The following is a 15,241-nucleotide window of genomic DNA, read 5'->3' on the forward strand; positions in this document are numbered from 1 at the left end:
AATCGGTCCCCTCAAGGTGCTACGGAACGCACGCCTCGCATCGATAACTTGGCCGGCTTCACGGCGACGTTAATTTCGTCGTCCGTGCAAATACGGACGATGAAGCCCTTCAAGGACGACGCATCACGACATCGCGGCCGGTTTCACGGCAACAGGCCCTTACCACCCGGACGGGAAAGAGCCCGTTCCACCTGTCGTCGCAATTTGAGCGAAATGAGATCGAGGGACCGTCAATTCCAGCGAAACTCCGGCGGCCATGACATCCGCCTGCATCAGGACGCGATCGCCCATGGGTTGAAACCGGCGACATGGTTAAGCGAACCCAAAAGCAAAGGCGGCGGAGTTTCCTCCGCCGCCTCGATAGTCGTTATCTGTCGCGGCTACGCTTAGCGGAGCAGCTGCAGAACGCTCTGCTGCGACTGGTTGGCCAGAGCCAGCGCGGACACCGCGATCGACTGGCGGGTCGACAGCGCTTGGCTGTTGGCCGCTTCCTCGTTGGTGTCGGCCAGCGTCAGGTTGGACGAGCCGGTCTGCAACACGTTGATCAGGTTCTTCGAGAAGTCCTGGCGGATCTGCACGATCGACAGGTTCGAACCGAGGGTCGAAGCCTGGGTGCGCAGCAGGCCGCTCGCGCTGTTGAGCGTCTTCAGCGTGGCGTTGGCCGAAGCGTTGTCGATGAAGTCCGTGCCGGCGGTCAGCTTGGTGAGGTTGAGGCCGGAGGCATCGAAGGTGACGCCCTGGATCTTCAGCGTCGAGGAGCCCGTCTCGTTGAAGGTCAGCTTGAGCTGATCGCCATTGAGCAGGTTGATGCCGTTGTACGACGCGTCCTGGGCGGTCGTGGTGATCTGGTCCAGGATGTTGTTGTACTGGTTGACCAGGTTGGCGCGGTTCGCCAGCCCATTCGGATCCTGCACCGGGGCGCTGCCCACAAGGGCGTTGAACAGCTTGCCGGCGCCGGCTGCCGTGCCACCGATCGTGCCGATGGTCGCGGACGCAGCATCGTTGGTGGTGCTGATGGTGAGCGCTCCGCCCGCGCTGAGCGACGCCTGCAGGTTGTTCGCGGACAGTGCGTTGTTCAGGTCGTTGAGGGACTTCACCTGACCCGCGCCGCTGCCAAACGTAATGTTGGTGGCCTTGCCGTTGCCGGTCGCGCCGATCGTCAGCGTCAAGCCATCCAGCGGCGAAGGCGTTGCCACGGTGCGTGCCTTGGTTCCGGCGGTAAGGCCGAAAGCGGCGAGGCCCGAGCCGGAGATGTTGAGATCCTGGTTGGTGCCGGTGCTGATCTGGAGCGCACCAGCCGCAACGGTGGAGGCGGTGGCCGTGCCGGTGATGCCGTCGATCGCGGTGAGCAGGTCGCCGACCGTCAGCGTGCTGCCCGCGCCCGTACCGAGGGTCACGTTGCCGGACGAATCGGTCGTCGACGTGGTCTGCGTGTTCGAGAACGTGATCGACTTGCCGTTGACGCTGATCGTACCGGTCGGGGTCGCCGCAAGGCTATCGGAGTTGGCCGCGGTGACGAGCTTGGTGGCTGCCGTGATCGGCACGGGCGTCGAAAGATTGTTGTTGACGACCGTACCAGCGAGGGTCGCATTGCTGTAGGTCGCGGTGCCACGGATATCGTCGGTGGTCGCGCCGGTGACCACGGCGGTCGTCACCTGCGACTTCTGGGAATAGCCGACCGCGGCCTGCAGGGCCTGGTTGGCGACCGACTTGGCGCTGTCGACGAGCTTCTGCAGCGAGGTGATGCCGGTGTTGGCGGCCTGCAGCACCTGCACGCCATTGCCGATGCCGTCCAGCAGGTTGTTGATGTCGCTGGCGCGGTTGTCGAGCGACTGCGCCGTGAAGAAGTTGGTCGGATTGTCGAGAGCAGTGTTGACCTTCTTGCCGGTGGACAAGCGGTTCTGCGTGGTGGCGAGCAGGTCGGCCGTCGACTGCAGCGAAAGCAGATTCTGGCGAACCGATGACGAGAGGACGATGCCGGACATACTGGTACCCTTCTGGATGAACACGATTGACGCGACGCCGTAAATTTCGCACGGCGACCCACGCCACACTGGTCCGTCCGCGCTACCCGTTCGTTAAAGGGCTGCTCCGTACAAATACCCAGGATGGCTTTGCCGGTAATTCTACGACCGCCGTGCAGACGCTCAGCTAAGCGGCGCATGCTCGCCGCCGGATCAATCTCGTGACAACGAATTTGTCCTCGCATTTTCGGGACTTGCCGCATGCTCGCGCTGCCGACGGGGGCCTTCGACATCCGCAATGGCCATCGCGACGGCACACGCTTGGGTAAACATCAGAGTTAATGGAAATCAATAAATGCGAGACAATGTTGCAACCGTCTCGTCCGGGATACGCGGCATTCGAATCGCCTCGAACGCCGCGCGCAGGCCGATGCGATTGCCGACCGTCTGCCCCCTAGAGGGTATAGAGTTCGCACCACAACCCTTGTGCTATTGGACAGGCAAGCTATGTTCGCTCTCCACACGCCAAGAGTAGGTGATGCGAGACCGTAGTGCTCCCGCCCTCGGCAGGAGCTCCAATGTCTGCGGTATCGCGTCCGCCCAATCGTCTGTTGCAAGCACTTCCCTCCACGGAATACGCGCAACTTCATCCCGTTCTGGAAACCGTCGACCTGATCAAGGAAACGGTGCTCGCCGATGCCGGCGCGCCGGTGCAGCGGGTCTATTTCCCGCACGGCGGCGTGGTCTCGATGATGGTCAATCTGTCCGACGGGCAATCCGTTGAGATTGCAACCATCGGTCGTGACGGCATCGTCGGCGCATCAGCCGCCCTTCATGAGCGGCCGCTGCTCGCCGACGCGATCGTCGTGGTGCCGGGCACGGCATCGATGGTGCGGGCGGAAGATTTCCGCGAGGCCGCCAATCGCAGCGCGGAGTTCCGGACCCTGGTTGCTCTCTATGAGCAGGCGCTGATGGCGCAGACCCAGCAATCCGTCGCCTGCAACGTGTCGCATCCAGTGGAGGCACGGCTGTCGCGCTGGCTGCTGCGCGCGCGCGACCTGTGCGGCAGCGAAGCCTTGCCGTTGACCCAGGAGATGCTGGCGCAGATGATCGGTGTGCGGCGCAATGCGGTTTCGATCGTCGCGCATGGGTTTCAGCAGGCCGGTATCCTGCGCTACAGCCGCGGCCATATCGAAATCACCGATATCGACGGTCTGCGGAAGGCGGCGTGTGAATGCTATGCGACCGTCAAGGCGCACGCCGAACAATTGATCGGGCCCGAAGATTGATCGGCGCGACCTGCTGTAGCCGCGGATAACGTGACGCTGCGGCGATCGGCGTATTCCTAATGGAACCAAGATATGTTTCCATTGGAACCAAGACGTGCCAGAATAGGTTGCATAAAGACCAAACTGCACGCGTCAGCCCTGATGACCAGAGACAAGCTTTGCCCGGGAGGCCGGAGGTTGCTTTGGATACGGTTCCGCGATCGCCCAACGGATTTCTGTCTTCGCTCTCGGAGAGCGATTTTGGGCTGATCCGGCCCTATTTGCGGACGATCGACCTCGCCGCCGATTCGGTCCTGATCGAGACCGACGAGATGCTCAAGCGGACATACATGCCGCACAAGGGGGTGATCTCGCTGGTGGTCAGGCTGGCAAGAGGCGTGTGCGTGCAGATCGCGATGGTCGGCCGCGGCAGCATCTATGGTGCGTTCGCGGGGCTTGGTGAAGCCCCCACGCTGAACAGCGCCGTGGTGCTGGTGCCGGGCGTCGCTTCGACGATCGAGGTCGAAGCCTTGCGGACGGCCGCCGGCCAGAGCCCTACTCTGCGAGCGATGCTGATCCGGCACGGTCTCGCCGTCTATGCTCAGATCCAGCAGACGGCCGGCTGCAACGCCGCGCACACCGTGGAGTCGCGGCTGGCGCGATGCCTGCTGCATACGCGCGATCTCTCCGGCAGCAACAAGATCGCCCTGACGCAGGAGGCGATGGCCCAGATGATCGGCGCACGCCGCAACAGCGTGTCGCTGGTCGCGCATACCTTGCAGCAGGCCAATTTCATCCACTACAGCCGCGGCCACATCGAGATCACCAATGCGGATGGACTGATCAGGACCGCGTGCGAATGCTATGCCACGGTCAAGGCGCAGTATGCGGGGCTGCTGAGCTGCCAGGAAACCGGCGGCTAGAGCTGCTATTCTTGACGCATCTTCTTCACGCGAACCGCCACCCGCTTCGCGCGAAAACGCTCCCGCCGGCGCACAAGCCGTACTTCTACGGCGTACGATTTTCACCGTCGGATAACGCTGCATCCGCAAAGTCGCGTCGACGCACGGGGGAGCCGATGTTCACGTACGAGACAACCGACCGGAAGGAAGCCCGGCGCTTCCGCATGGCCCAGTTCAACGGCCGGCCCGCCACCATCAGGTCCGCCGGCGCGACAGTGACGGGACGTGTTCGCGCGATCGTCGAAAGCAAGTCCGGCGCGACGGCGGCATGGGTGGTCACGATCGTTCCGGACGAGCCGAAGTCAGCCGCCTCCGCCGCGCGGCTCGCGCCGCGCCTGTGCTTCGCCGCGGAAGACGATTTCTGAGAACCGCGTTCTAGCGAACCGAATTCGCCACTCAGAGCGCCGTTCCGATAGAATCGGACCCGAACTCTGGACTTTGGTTTTGACGCGTTCTCTTTACGCGAACCGGTACCCGCTTCGCTTGAAAACGCTCTATGCGGAATGCAACAAGGCCTTGCGGACGAGATCTGCGGTGTTGCGCGCACCCAGTTTGCGCATGGCTTCGGCGCGATGGCTCTCGAACGTGCGCGGGCTGATGTTCATCCGCAGCGCGCCCTGCTTGTTGGAATAGCCGTCGCTGATCAGGCTGAGCACCTCACGCTCGCGCTTGGTCAGCGGCTTGCGGCCTGCCTCCGGCGTGAACATGACATCGGGTGACCGGGCGCCTGCCGGCTTGTCGTCAAGCGGCGGCCTGAGATCGGTGGCCGGTATGGCATTCGGATAGAGATCGGAGATCTGCTTCAGCATCGCGGACACCCGCTCGGTCTGCTCGAGCGCGTTCTCGATCACCTGCCGCAGATAGACGCCGTTGCCGGGCGCATGCGCGAACTGCTGACTGTGCTGCTTGAGCTCGTTCATATAGAGCAGCAGCGCCGTCACCGGCCCATTGAACTGCCGGACGATCGCCGCCCCGGCGTCCGCGGTCACCTGCGTTCGCGGCACGGCGGCTCCCTGAATCTCGGGCGGCTGCGCCTCGAGCGTCGCGGTTCCGCCCATCCATGGCGGAAGGCGCGCCTCGGCTCGATTGTCATGTTGCGTCATAAGTATGGTTTACCGAAGGTGAACTTGTGGCCGCGTTAACACGGGACTCCGTAAAACTACGGGTGACGCAACTGTGACCTCGGGCCCCGACCTGCCAAGCAGGCGCAGATTACCGCTGATTTGGCAACGAATCTCACTTGCTTGAGCCGAAGGACAGTAGTCTTACGGGACATCGAGGCGTTTCAGCCCGATGATCCCACAGGTGGGTCTTTACCTTCCCGACGCGCTCCCGGGCGCATCGGCGCCCACATCCGCCCCCTGGCTTCACGTTGAAATGGGCGGGGTGTGCGCCGCCCCTCAGACATCAAGGGCGCCGCAGCCAGAGGAATTTCTGCAGGAAGCGTCCCGAAAGGACGAACCTGAACCACCAATACGCCATTCGCCGGGTCGTCATCGACCAGCCCTCCGGGCATCGGGATCGCATCGGCTTACCGCACGCCGGGCGACGCGCGTATGAGACGGATCACATCGGCCGAAGGGCGCGCGGGTGGTCGCCGGGTCAGGTGAATGTCAATTTACAGCCCCGCCATGCGCCGCGATGATCGCCGCCTCTCGATCAACAACAAAAGGGCGCGGCAGTGAAGCGAGGGCGGAACGGGCGGAATGGATCCCGGATGACGATTGCGGCGCTCGCCGCGGCACTTTTGGTCGGCACCGGCGCGCAGGCCCAGACCACGCCGACCGGCAATGCGGCGCCGACGTCAGACAACGCGATCATGGTCACCATCTTCTTCAAGCATGATCAGTCACGCCCGCTCAACGAGTTGAATGCGCAACTCGAGCGGCAGGGCTTCTACAAGGCGTTTCCGCCCGAAGGTGTCGAGCTGGTGAGCTGGTACGTGAAGATGGGGGTCGGCTAGGTGGTGACCCTGCGGCTGCCGGCCTCGCGGCTGCGCGAGGTCAACCGCGTCATCGAGAACAGTGCCTGGGGCGCCTACCACACCGAGTTCTATCCGACCTACGACTACAAGGCGGTTGGGATCGGCAATCACGAGAAGGCGAAGCAGTAACCGATCGGCTCAAGCGCGCTTGCTGGACTTTTCCCGCTTCGGTAGAGAAGACCATCGAGGGAAGTCCTGTCATGACAAGAACCGAGCACAGCTCAAGCGCACCCCGCAAGCGCCGGCTGCGCGGCCGACTGGTCTTCGCGCTTGCCTTGCTGGTGTCGACCGCCGCCCATCCAGGCAGAGCGCCCGCTGCTGAGGACAACACCGCTCCGTCCGCCGCTTGGGCCGTGCTGTTCGAGGAGGATACGACCGATCCGTATGGCCGGAAGCTTCCGGGCTCGGCCGTCTGGCACACCGATACGATCAAATCGGCTGGAGCGCCCGATGAAACCATCGTGCTCGCCGACGTCGATATCCCGAAGCGTTTCAAGATGACGCTGACGCTCAAGCGCAACACGGACAAGGCTCTTCCGGCCAGCCATCTGATTGAGCTGACATTCGTGCCGGTCCCTGGATTCGCCGGGCAGCGCATCAACAACGTGGCGGGGATGCTGACGAAATCGACCGAGCAGGGACGCGGTACGGCGCTCGCCGGCATTTCCGCCAGGGTCACCGATAATATGTTTATGATCGGCCTATCGAATGGCCAGGCGGACCGGCAGCGCAACCTCCAGGCGCTCAAGGAGCGACCTTGGTTCGATATCGCGATCGTCGACGGCAATCAGCATCGCTCGATCCTCGCGGTCGAAAAAGGATCGGCGGGAGATTCGGCTTTCACCACGGCACTAACCGCCTGGGGGCAGAACTAGACGAAGACGTGCCCCGGAATTGCCGGTTCTGGCTCGGTCAGAGCCGGCTCACCATTGGACCCGATGCACAGGCTAAAGCGCTATGAGATTGAGTTGAATCGTCATCGTACTTTAGCCCGCATGATCTCCGCGCAAGCGCGTTCCGCGTATGTCGCGAGGAAAATCCGCTTTGCACTTCTCCGGATCATGCTCTAGGCGTGGGCCCGCGAACGCTGGCTCAGCCGCTTCGCCAATATCCGCAAATCCTCGCGGCGTCCGCTGCAAAGCAGGCGGCTGAATTCGTCGGGATCGATGGAGGCAGGCGGCAAATCGGCTGGGTTGCGTGCGACGCGGCGTAGCCAGGTCAATCGGAAGAGACGCTTGAGCATCTTCATGGTTGTTAGCCCCGATGAGCGTCTTTGTTAAATCGCGGCAATGAAGTTTGGTTCCGCTCCTTGTGGTCGCCCGGCGCAAAATTTGGTTCAATGCCGTCAGGCGAGCGCGCCTTGCGCTGTTGCATCCGCCCAATGGAGCGCTGCACCGCGGCCTGATCCAGTGATCCGTCCTGCACTGCACCCGCGACCGCGGTGGCGATGCCGGCCATCGCCTGCTCCTGGTCGAGCAGATTGTTGCCGATGCAGATCATGTCCATGCCGGCGGCGATCGCCTGCAGGCTGGCCGCACTTGTGCCGAGCGCCTTCTGCAGCCCCTGCATCTGCATGTCGTCGGTGATCAGCAGCGTCTCGGGCAGCCGGTGGCGAAGCCGGGCGATTCCAGCCGATGACAGTGTCATCGGATGCTGCGCGTCCCACTGGCGGACAATGGCGTGGCTGACCAGCACCGCATCGCCGAAGATCTGCGGCGCCAGTGTGTAAAACAGCTCTTCCTGCTCCGGCCGCAGCGCGTCGGAAATGTCCATGAACTCCAGATGTGAATCGACGTGCGCGCCGCCGATGCCCGGATAATGCTTCAGGCAAAGGCCCACCCCTGCCTGCCGCGCCGCGGCGTCGACCAGGCGGGCATTGGCCTCGACCTCGCCGATATCGGACGAATAGGACCGCTTGATCCTGCCGATATTGGGATTGTCGGGATTGTAATCAACGTCGATGACGGGCGCGAAATTGTAGCGGATGCCGAGCCGCCGCAGCTCGCCATAGCTCGCGGCCAGGATCGCCTGCTTTTCCGCATGCCTGAGCCGATTGAAATCCTTTGCGCTCGGCAGCGGCTGAAAGCCCAAGCCCTCCTTAAGCCGGCGTACCAAACCGCCCTCCTGGTCGATGAAGACCAGCGGCTGTGACGGCAGGGCTGCGATCTCGGCACAGAGCGACTGCAGCTGCGCGGGCGAGGCGATGTTGTTGTCGTATTGCCGGGTCTGGCAGGAATAGTCGAACAGGATCACCCCGCCGAGCCCGAACTGCGCGGCAAATTCCCTCAGCCAGGGCGGGATGACCTTGCCATGGAAGCCGAGGATGAAAAGTTCGCCGACGGTCATCGCCGCTCGCTCACCGGATACGCATGGAATCAGCCCGCACCCCTACCGAATAGCACGCTACGACGGCGGTAAGAATATGACGCAGCTTGCTGCACGACTGCGTTCCCCGTGCTCGCATCACTATGTTAAGACACGCCGGCACGCCTCGATCGCGCATGCCACACCACAAGAAATTTCGGAAACGCCCATGACAGCACCTTACGTCCCGCAAATGGCCCTTTACCGCCAATGGCTGAAGGACACACGCGGCCTCGCGTTCGCGGATTTCGAGGCGATGCGGCGCTGGTCGGTCACCGATATCGACGGCTTCTGGCAGAGTGTCTGGGATTATTTCGATCTGCGCTCGCCGACGCCGCATTCGGCGGTGCTGGCCGAGCGCAAGATGCCGGGCGCGGTGTGGTTTCCCGACGCTTCGGTGAATTACGCGCGCCAGGTTTTCCGCCACGTCGCGCCGGCCCATGCCGCCGGCCTGCCGGCCCTGATCTCGAGCGGCGAGGACGGCAAGCTTTCAGAGACCAGCTGGCCGGAGCTGCAGCGCAAATCGGCGGCGCTTGCGCTGCATCTGAAGGCCAAGGGCGTCCGCGCCGGCGATCGCGTCGCGGCCTATCTGCCGAACATCCCCGAGACGATCATCGCGTTTCTTGCGACCGCGAGCCTGGGTGCGATCTGGAGCGTCTGCGCGCCCGACATGGCAGCACCGGCGGTGATCGACCGCTTCAAGCAAATCGAGCCGAAGGTATTGATTGCCTGCGACGCCGTGACCTATGCCGGCCAGCGTCATGACCGGAAGTCGGTGATCGAGGAGTTGCGGCGCGCACTGCCGACGGTCGAGCATGTCATCCTGCATAGCGATGCCGCGGCATCAGAGACACGATTGTCGTCCATCTTTGCGGGCCAGGGCGCAGAGATCGACGCCTTCGAGCCGGAATGGCTGCCGTTCGATCATCCGCTCTGGATCGTCTATTCCTCGGGCACCACGGGATTGCCTAAGCCGATCCTGCACAGCCATGGCGGCGTGATCGTCGTGGCGCTGCCGCTCTCGACCCTGCACAACGACATCGGCTGCAGCTACCAGCCGAACTCGTTCGGCGAACGCTTTCACTGGTACTCGTCGACCGGTTGGATCATGTGGAACTGTCAGGCTAACGGCCTGCTCAACGGCACGACCTGTTGCATCTTCGACGGCAGTCCCGGCGGCACCAAGGACAAGCCGGACTGGACCACGCTGTGGCGTTTCGTCGCCGATGCCAAGGCAACCTTCTTCGGCGCTGGCGCAGCGTTCTTCGCCAACTGCACAAAGGCCGAGATCGATCTCGCTGCCGTCGGCGACCTCTCCGGCCTGCGCAAGCTCGGCTCGACCGGCTCGCCGCTCAGCGCGGACACGCAGGCCTGGTTCAACGAACGCTTCGCCGCGCTTTCGAAGCGCAACGGCAACGCCGCGCAGGCCGACATGTGGTGGGCCAATATCTCCGGCGGCACCGATTTCGCCGGCGCCTTCATCGGCGGCAATCGCGAACTGCCGCAGACCCCGGGCATCATGCAATGCCGCCTGCTCGGCTGTGCGGTGGAAGCGTTCGACGAGCAGGGCCGCGCCGTGATCGACGAGGTCGGTGAGCTCGTCTGCACCGAGCCGCTGCCTTCGATGCCGCTGCGATTCTGGAACGATCCAGGCAATGCGCGCTATCTGTCGAGCTATTTCGAGACCTATCCCGACAATTTCGACGGCTCCGGCCGCGGCCCGGTGTGGCGGCATGGCGACTGGCTCAAGATCAACCCCGACGGATCCTGCGTGATCTACGGCCGCAGCGACGCCACCATCAACCGCCATGGCTTGCGGATGGGCACCAGCGAGCTCTATTCGGCGATCGAGGCGCTGCCGGAGGTGCTGGATTCGATGGTCGTCGACCTCGAATATCTCGGCCGCGACAGCTACATGCCGCTGTTCGTGGTGCTGCGCGAGGGCGTTGCGCTGGATGCCGCGATGAAGGCGAAGATCAACAAGGCCGTGGAAGCCGGGCTGTCGCGCCGCTTCCTGCCCAACGACATCTTCGTGGTGGCGGAGATTCCGCGCACGCTGTCCGGCAAGAAGCAGGAGCTGCCGGTCAAGAAGCTTCTGCTCGGCCACCCCGTCGAGAAGGTCATCAACCGCGACGCGATGGCCAATCCCGGCTGCCTCGACTGGTATCTCGACTTTGCCAAGGGCTATCTGACCAGGCAGGCCGGCGCGGCGTAAGCGATCGCGACGTCTGTCAGCGCGGCTTGCTGCGCCATGGCGGCGGCGCGAGGGCGGTGCGCAGATGCTCGACGAAAGCCTGCGTGCGCCTGGCCCGGCCGCCGCGGCCGGGATTGAGCAGCGCGACGATATCGGCCGGCGGCAGGCGGAAATTCGGCAGGACACGCACCAGCCGGCCACCGGCGAGATCCTCGGCGACATCCCATTCCGACCTGACGATCAGGCCGTGATCCGCCAGCGCCCAGGCCTTCACCACCTCGCCGTCATTGCTCGACAGCATCGGCTCGATCCTGATGACGTCAGGCTCCGCCGCGGCACGCCGGCGGGAGAACCGCCACAGCGTCACGTCCTCTTCGTTCTCACGCAACGCGACGCAATCATGACCGCGCAGTTCCTGCGGGCTCGCCGGGGTTCCGCGGCGCTTCAGATAGGCCGGCGAGGCACAGAGAAAGCGTTCATTGGGCGCAAGGCGCAGCAAGCGAAGCGTGGAATCCTTCAACGCGCCGATGTGGATCATGACGTCCCACGCGCTCGCGGCGGCACGCCCCGGCCGATCGGACAGTTCGAGCTCGACCGACAAGTCGGGATGGCGGGATCGGAAGGCCGCAACGGCCGGGGCGATGTAGCGGCGTCCGAAGCCGAGCGGCGCGAGAATCTTCAGATGGCCGGCGATGGTTCCGCGACGCGCCTGCAGCGCTTCCGTCAACTCCGTCGCCTCGTCGAGCAGCGTGCCGCCGCGCAGCACCAGGAGTTCGCCCTCATCGGTCAGCGTCAGCCGACGGGCCGAACGGCTGACCAGTTGAACGCCGAGACGCTGCTCGAGGCTCTGCAGCCGCTGCGACACTGCCGATGGCGTGACGTCGAGCGCCCGCGCCGCGGCCGCGAGCGACCGGGCCGCAGCGATGGCTAGAAAGAAGCGGATGTCGTCGGTCGAGAGCATTAAGTCCAGACTTAATATAACAATGACACTCGGTAAATTGTACTTAGCATGGAAACGGCTAGTCTCGCCGGATGTCATCATCCCCTGCCTTGAACGCACCGCATCCGCTTGCCGGCATCGAGACGCCCTGCCTGGTGCTCGACGAGGACCGGATGCTGCACAACATCGCCCGCCTGAAGACGCGGCTGTCGCGGCTCGGCGTGCCGCTGCGCCCGCATCTGAAGACTGCGAAATCCATTCCGGCGGCCCGCGCCGTGATGGACGGCCCAGGCGGCCCGGCCGCGGTCTCGACCCTGCAGGAGGCCGAGCTGTTTGCCGCGGCAGGCGTCAAGGACATCCTCTATGCCGTCGGTATCGCGCCGCAGAAGCTCGACCGCGTCGCAGCGCTGCGGCGGCAGGGCGCGGACCTGTCCGTGGTGCTCGACAGCATGGAGCAGGCGGCCGCCGTCACCACGATGGCGCGCATGACGAACGACCGCATTCCCGTGCTGATCGAGATCGATTGCGACGGCCATCGCGCCGGGGTCGGCGCGCGCGACCCGCTGCTCGTTGAGATCGGTCGCGCGTTGCATCAAGGCGGCGCCGAACTGCGTGGCGTTATGGCGCATGCCGGCGAATCCTATTCCTGCCGCAGCGTGGCGGCACTCGAGCAGGCGGCCGAGCAGGAGCGCGCCGCCGCGGTCGCCTGCGCCGAGGCGTTGCGCGCAGCCGCACTGCCCTGCCCCGTGGTCAGCGTCGGCTCGACGCCGACGGCGCATTTCGCGCGCCGGCTCGATGGCGTCACCGAGGTGCGCGCCGGCGTGTTCGTGATGTTCGACCTGGTGATGGCCGGGATCGGGGTCTGCGCGGTCGAAGACATCGCGCTGTCGGTGCTCGCGACGGTAATCGGCCATCGCGCCGATCGCGGCTGGACCTTCATCGACGCCGGCTGGATGGCGCTGTCGCGCGATCGCGGCACCGCGAAGCAGCCGATCGACCAAGGCTACGGCATCGTGTGCGACATCGATGGACGTCCCTATCCCGATTTGATCGTGACCGAGACCAATCAGGAGCACGGCATCATCGCCCGCCGCCCCGGCAGCACGGAGCCCCAGGTGACGCTGCCGGTCCGCGCCAAGGTGCGGATCCTGCCGAACCATGCCTGCGCGACCGGAGCCCAGCACGACCGCTATCATGTCGTCGCCGCCGGCTCCGACACGGTCAGGCGATGGGAGCGATTTCGCGGATGGTAGGAGACGGAGCGCAGCCCATGACCCGAGCCTATGACGCCGTTCTGTTCGATCTGCTGACCGCGCTGCTCGACAGCTGGACGCTCTGGAACAAGGTCGCGGGCTCCGACGAAGCCGGGCTGCGCTGGCGGGCCGAGTATCTCAGGAACACCTACGCCACCGGACGCTATCGTCCCTATGAGGATCTGGTGGGCGAGGCGGCGCGCAATGTCGGGCTGCCGTTCGACTTGGCCGAGGAGCTCAGCGCACGCTATGCGGAGCTCGATCCCTGGCCCGAGGTTCGCGATGTTCTGCAAAAACTGAACGATGCGGGCGTTGCGCTCGGCGTCGTGACGAACTGCTCGGAGCGGCTCGGCCGCATCGCGGCCGAACGCATCGGCGTTCCCTTCACGGTGTGCGTGACAGCCGAGCGGGCCGGCTATTACAAGCCGCAGCCGCAACCCTATCAGCTCGCGCTCGATGAATTGCCGGTCCCGGCCGATCGATGCCTGTTCGTCGCGGGGTCGGGCTATGATCTGTTCGGCACGGCACGTGTGCAGTTGCCGACTTGGTGGCATAATCGGGCCGCAATGAACCTGCCGGAAGGGGCGCCCGCCCCGATCGTGGTTCGTGACAATCTTGCGACCTTGCCGGCTTTCGTGCTCGGTCGCGACGTGTCTGGTCAGACCGTGCCTTGAGGACCGAATTGAGATGCCATCACCCAGTTACATCGACCCGCTCAACGGAAAGCTCTATCCGCTGGATATTCCGCGCTGGTGCTCCGACGAGGGCAAGCCGCTGCTCGTCACGCCGCTGCCCGGCATCTCCCGCGACGAGGTTGAGCGCGGGACGCGCTCGTTGTGGCGCTATCGCGCGGCGCTGCCGGTCGAGATCAAGCAGCCGATCACGATGGGCGAAGGCTGCACGCCCGCGGTCGAGAAGGCGTGGGGCGATCTGCGGCCGCATTTCAAGCTCGAATGGTTCAACCCGACCGCAAGCTTCAAGGATCGCGGCACCACGGTGATGCTGTCCTTGCTGCGCCAGCTTGGCGTCGACGCGGTGCTGGAAGACAGCTCCGGCAATGGCGGCGCGTCCGTCTCGGCCTATGGCGCGGCCGGCGGCATGCGGGTCAGGATCCTTGCGCCGGCGACGACATCGCCGATGAAGGTGGCGCAGATGCACGCCTTCGGCGCCGAGGTGCAGTTGGTCGAAGGCCCGCGCGAGGAATCCGAGGCGGAAGCGATCCGCCAGTCGAAGCAGATCTTCTACTCCAGCCACAACTGGCAGCCCTTCTTCCTGCAAGGCACCAAGTCGCTGGCCTACGAGATCTGGGAAGACTTTGGCTTCACCGCGCCCGACAATGTCATCATGCCGGTCGGTGCCGGCAGCAGCCTGCTCGGCTGCTATATCGGCTTCAAGGAGCTGCTCGCGGCCGGACAGATCGCGCGGCTGCCGCGCCTCTTTGCCGCCCAACCGCTCAATTGCTCGCCGGTCGATGCCAGCTTCGCCGCCGGCGTCGACACGCCGGTCGATCGCGAGGTCCGCAAGACCATCGCCGAAGGCACCGCGATCAAGCATCCGCTGCGCCTGAAGCAGATGATCGCGGCGCTGAAGGAGAGCGGCGGCGGCACGGTCGCAATTCCCGAAAACGGCATCGTCGCCGCATTGAAGCGGATGGCGCGTACCGGCCTGTTCGTCGAGCCGACCTCGGCCTCGGCCGCCGCCGCACTCGACGTCCTGAAGGAGCGCGGCGCGATCCGGCCGGCGGAGCGCACCGTCGTCATCATCAGCGGGACCGGGATCAAGGCAGCTGGGCTGATTACGGAGTTGCTCGGCAGCTAGTCAGCCCGCGACGGCTGCGGGCACCGGCGAAGCGTGCGCCCGTCCGATGTTGTCGAGGAACTGCCGCACACTTTCCTGCCAGGTGAAGGTCAGGGCGTGGGCGCGGCATTTCTCGCGCGGCACCAGCAGCGCGCCGAGCGCCGCGCGGCGCAGGTCGTGATCGAGACAGCCGCAGCCCGACTTGCCGATCACATCAAGCGGCCCCATCACCGGAAAGGCCGCAACCGGCAGGCCGCTGGCGAGCGCCTCGAGGATCACCATCCCGAACGTATCGGTCAGACTTGGAAACACCATGACGTCGGCGGACGCATAGACATCGGCGAGCGCGCGGCCCGTCCGCGTGCCGAGGAAATGGACGTGCGGAAACCGGACCTGCAAACTGCTGCGCAGCGGCCCGTCCCCGACCACGACTTTCGAGCCCGGCAGGTCGAGACCGAGAAAGGCGTCGAGATTCTTCTCGACCGCGACGCGGCCGACATAGAGAAACACCGGCG

The 15,241-nt window shown here is 64.6% G+C and carries 14 protein-coding genes and 1 pseudogene; 9 read left to right on the forward strand and 6 right to left on the reverse strand.

The window, feature by feature from the left end:
* Positions 1-386: 386 nt before the first annotated feature.
* Positions 387-1,985 carry a flagellin N-terminal helical domain-containing protein gene (locus H8B02_RS35550; RefSeq protein ID WP_229170506.1) on the reverse strand — a complete coding sequence of 533 codons (1,599 nt, stop codon included), beginning with the start codon at positions 1,983-1,985 and terminating at the stop codon, positions 387-389.
* 557 nt (positions 1,986-2,542) lie between these two features.
* Between H8B02_RS35550 and H8B02_RS35555 the strand changes: the two genes are divergently transcribed.
* From H8B02_RS35555 to H8B02_RS35565, 3 genes are all read left to right on the forward strand, one after another.
* Positions 2,543-3,253, forward strand: a complete 711-nt coding sequence (locus tag H8B02_RS35555; protein WP_229170507.1) for a Crp/Fnr family transcriptional regulator — start codon at positions 2,543-2,545, stop codon at positions 3,251-3,253.
* A 182-nt stretch (positions 3,254-3,435) separates the two neighbouring features.
* A complete protein-coding gene (locus H8B02_RS35560) occupies positions 3,436-4,155 on the forward strand; it encodes a Crp/Fnr family transcriptional regulator (RefSeq protein ID WP_229170508.1) in 720 nt (239 codons plus the stop codon).
* An 11-nt stretch (positions 4,156-4,166) separates the two neighbouring features.
* Positions 4,167-4,559: a hypothetical protein gene (locus H8B02_RS35565; protein ID WP_229170509.1), complete on the forward strand. Its 393-nt coding sequence runs from the start codon at positions 4,167-4,169 to the stop codon at positions 4,557-4,559.
* A 129-nt stretch (positions 4,560-4,688) separates the two neighbouring features.
* Here H8B02_RS35565 and H8B02_RS35570 read toward each other — a convergent pair whose 3' ends face one another.
* A complete protein-coding gene (locus H8B02_RS35570) occupies positions 4,689-5,297 on the reverse strand; it encodes a helix-turn-helix domain-containing protein (RefSeq protein ID WP_229170510.1) in 609 nt (202 codons plus the stop codon).
* Positions 5,298-5,911: 614 nt separating this feature from the next.
* Here H8B02_RS35570 and H8B02_RS35575 point away from each other — a divergent pair.
* Positions 5,912-6,307: pseudogene (locus tag H8B02_RS35575) on the forward strand (hypothetical protein).
* Positions 6,308-6,378: 71 nt separating this feature from the next.
* Positions 6,379-7,053, forward strand: coding sequence for a hypothetical protein (locus H8B02_RS35580; protein WP_229170511.1), 675 nt, complete (start codon positions 6,379-6,381; stop codon positions 7,051-7,053).
* A gap of 191 nt (positions 7,054-7,244) precedes the next feature.
* Here H8B02_RS35580 and H8B02_RS35585 read toward each other — a convergent pair whose 3' ends face one another.
* The gene (locus tag H8B02_RS35585; protein ID WP_229170512.1) at positions 7,245-7,427 is read right to left on the reverse strand and encodes a hypothetical protein; all 183 of its coding nucleotides are present in this window, start codon (positions 7,425-7,427) and stop codon (positions 7,245-7,247) included.
* A 5-nt stretch (positions 7,428-7,432) separates the two neighbouring features.
* A complete protein-coding gene (locus tag H8B02_RS35590; protein ID WP_229170513.1) occupies positions 7,433-8,524 on the reverse strand; it encodes a glycoside hydrolase family 3 N-terminal domain-containing protein in 1,092 nt (363 codons plus the stop codon).
* A 187-nt stretch (positions 8,525-8,711) separates the two neighbouring features.
* On the opposite strand from H8B02_RS35590, the gene H8B02_RS35595 reads away from it, so the two are divergent.
* Positions 8,712-10,757 carry an acetoacetate--CoA ligase gene (locus H8B02_RS35595; protein WP_229170514.1) on the forward strand — a complete coding sequence of 682 codons (2,046 nt, stop codon included), beginning with the start codon at positions 8,712-8,714 and terminating at the stop codon, positions 10,755-10,757.
* 16 nt (positions 10,758-10,773) lie between these two features.
* Here the strand turns inward: H8B02_RS35595 and H8B02_RS35600 are convergent, their stop codons facing one another.
* The gene (locus H8B02_RS35600; protein ID WP_229170515.1) at positions 10,774-11,697 is read right to left on the reverse strand and encodes a LysR substrate-binding domain-containing protein; all 924 of its coding nucleotides are present in this window, start codon (positions 11,695-11,697) and stop codon (positions 10,774-10,776) included.
* Positions 11,698-11,768: 71 nt separating this feature from the next.
* Here H8B02_RS35600 and H8B02_RS35605 point away from each other — a divergent pair, with 71 nt between their 5' ends.
* From H8B02_RS35605 to H8B02_RS35615, 3 genes are read left to right on the forward strand one after another with little or no spacing between them, the layout of a single operon-like run.
* Positions 11,769-12,929 (forward strand): DSD1 family PLP-dependent enzyme, encoded by a 1,161-nt coding sequence (locus H8B02_RS35605; RefSeq protein ID WP_229170516.1) that lies wholly within the window; start codon positions 11,769-11,771, stop codon positions 12,927-12,929.
* A 17-nt stretch (positions 12,930-12,946) separates the two neighbouring features.
* Complete coding sequence (locus tag H8B02_RS35610) at positions 12,947-13,603, forward strand: HAD-IA family hydrolase (RefSeq protein WP_229170517.1); 657 nt, start codon at positions 12,947-12,949, stop codon at positions 13,601-13,603.
* Between the two features lie 13 nt (positions 13,604-13,616).
* The gene (locus tag H8B02_RS35615; RefSeq protein ID WP_229170518.1) at positions 13,617-14,747 is read left to right on the forward strand and encodes a threonine synthase; all 1,131 of its coding nucleotides are present in this window, start codon (positions 13,617-13,619) and stop codon (positions 14,745-14,747) included.
* Here H8B02_RS35615 and H8B02_RS35620 read toward each other — a convergent pair.
* Positions 14,748-15,241, reverse strand: a 494-nt coding sequence (locus tag H8B02_RS35620) for a glycosyltransferase (protein WP_229170519.1), incomplete at its 5' end; no start/stop codon positions are given.

The organism is Bradyrhizobium altum, from assembly GCF_020889705.1.
Lineage (GTDB): Bacteria > Pseudomonadota > Alphaproteobacteria > Rhizobiales > Xanthobacteraceae > Bradyrhizobium > Bradyrhizobium altum.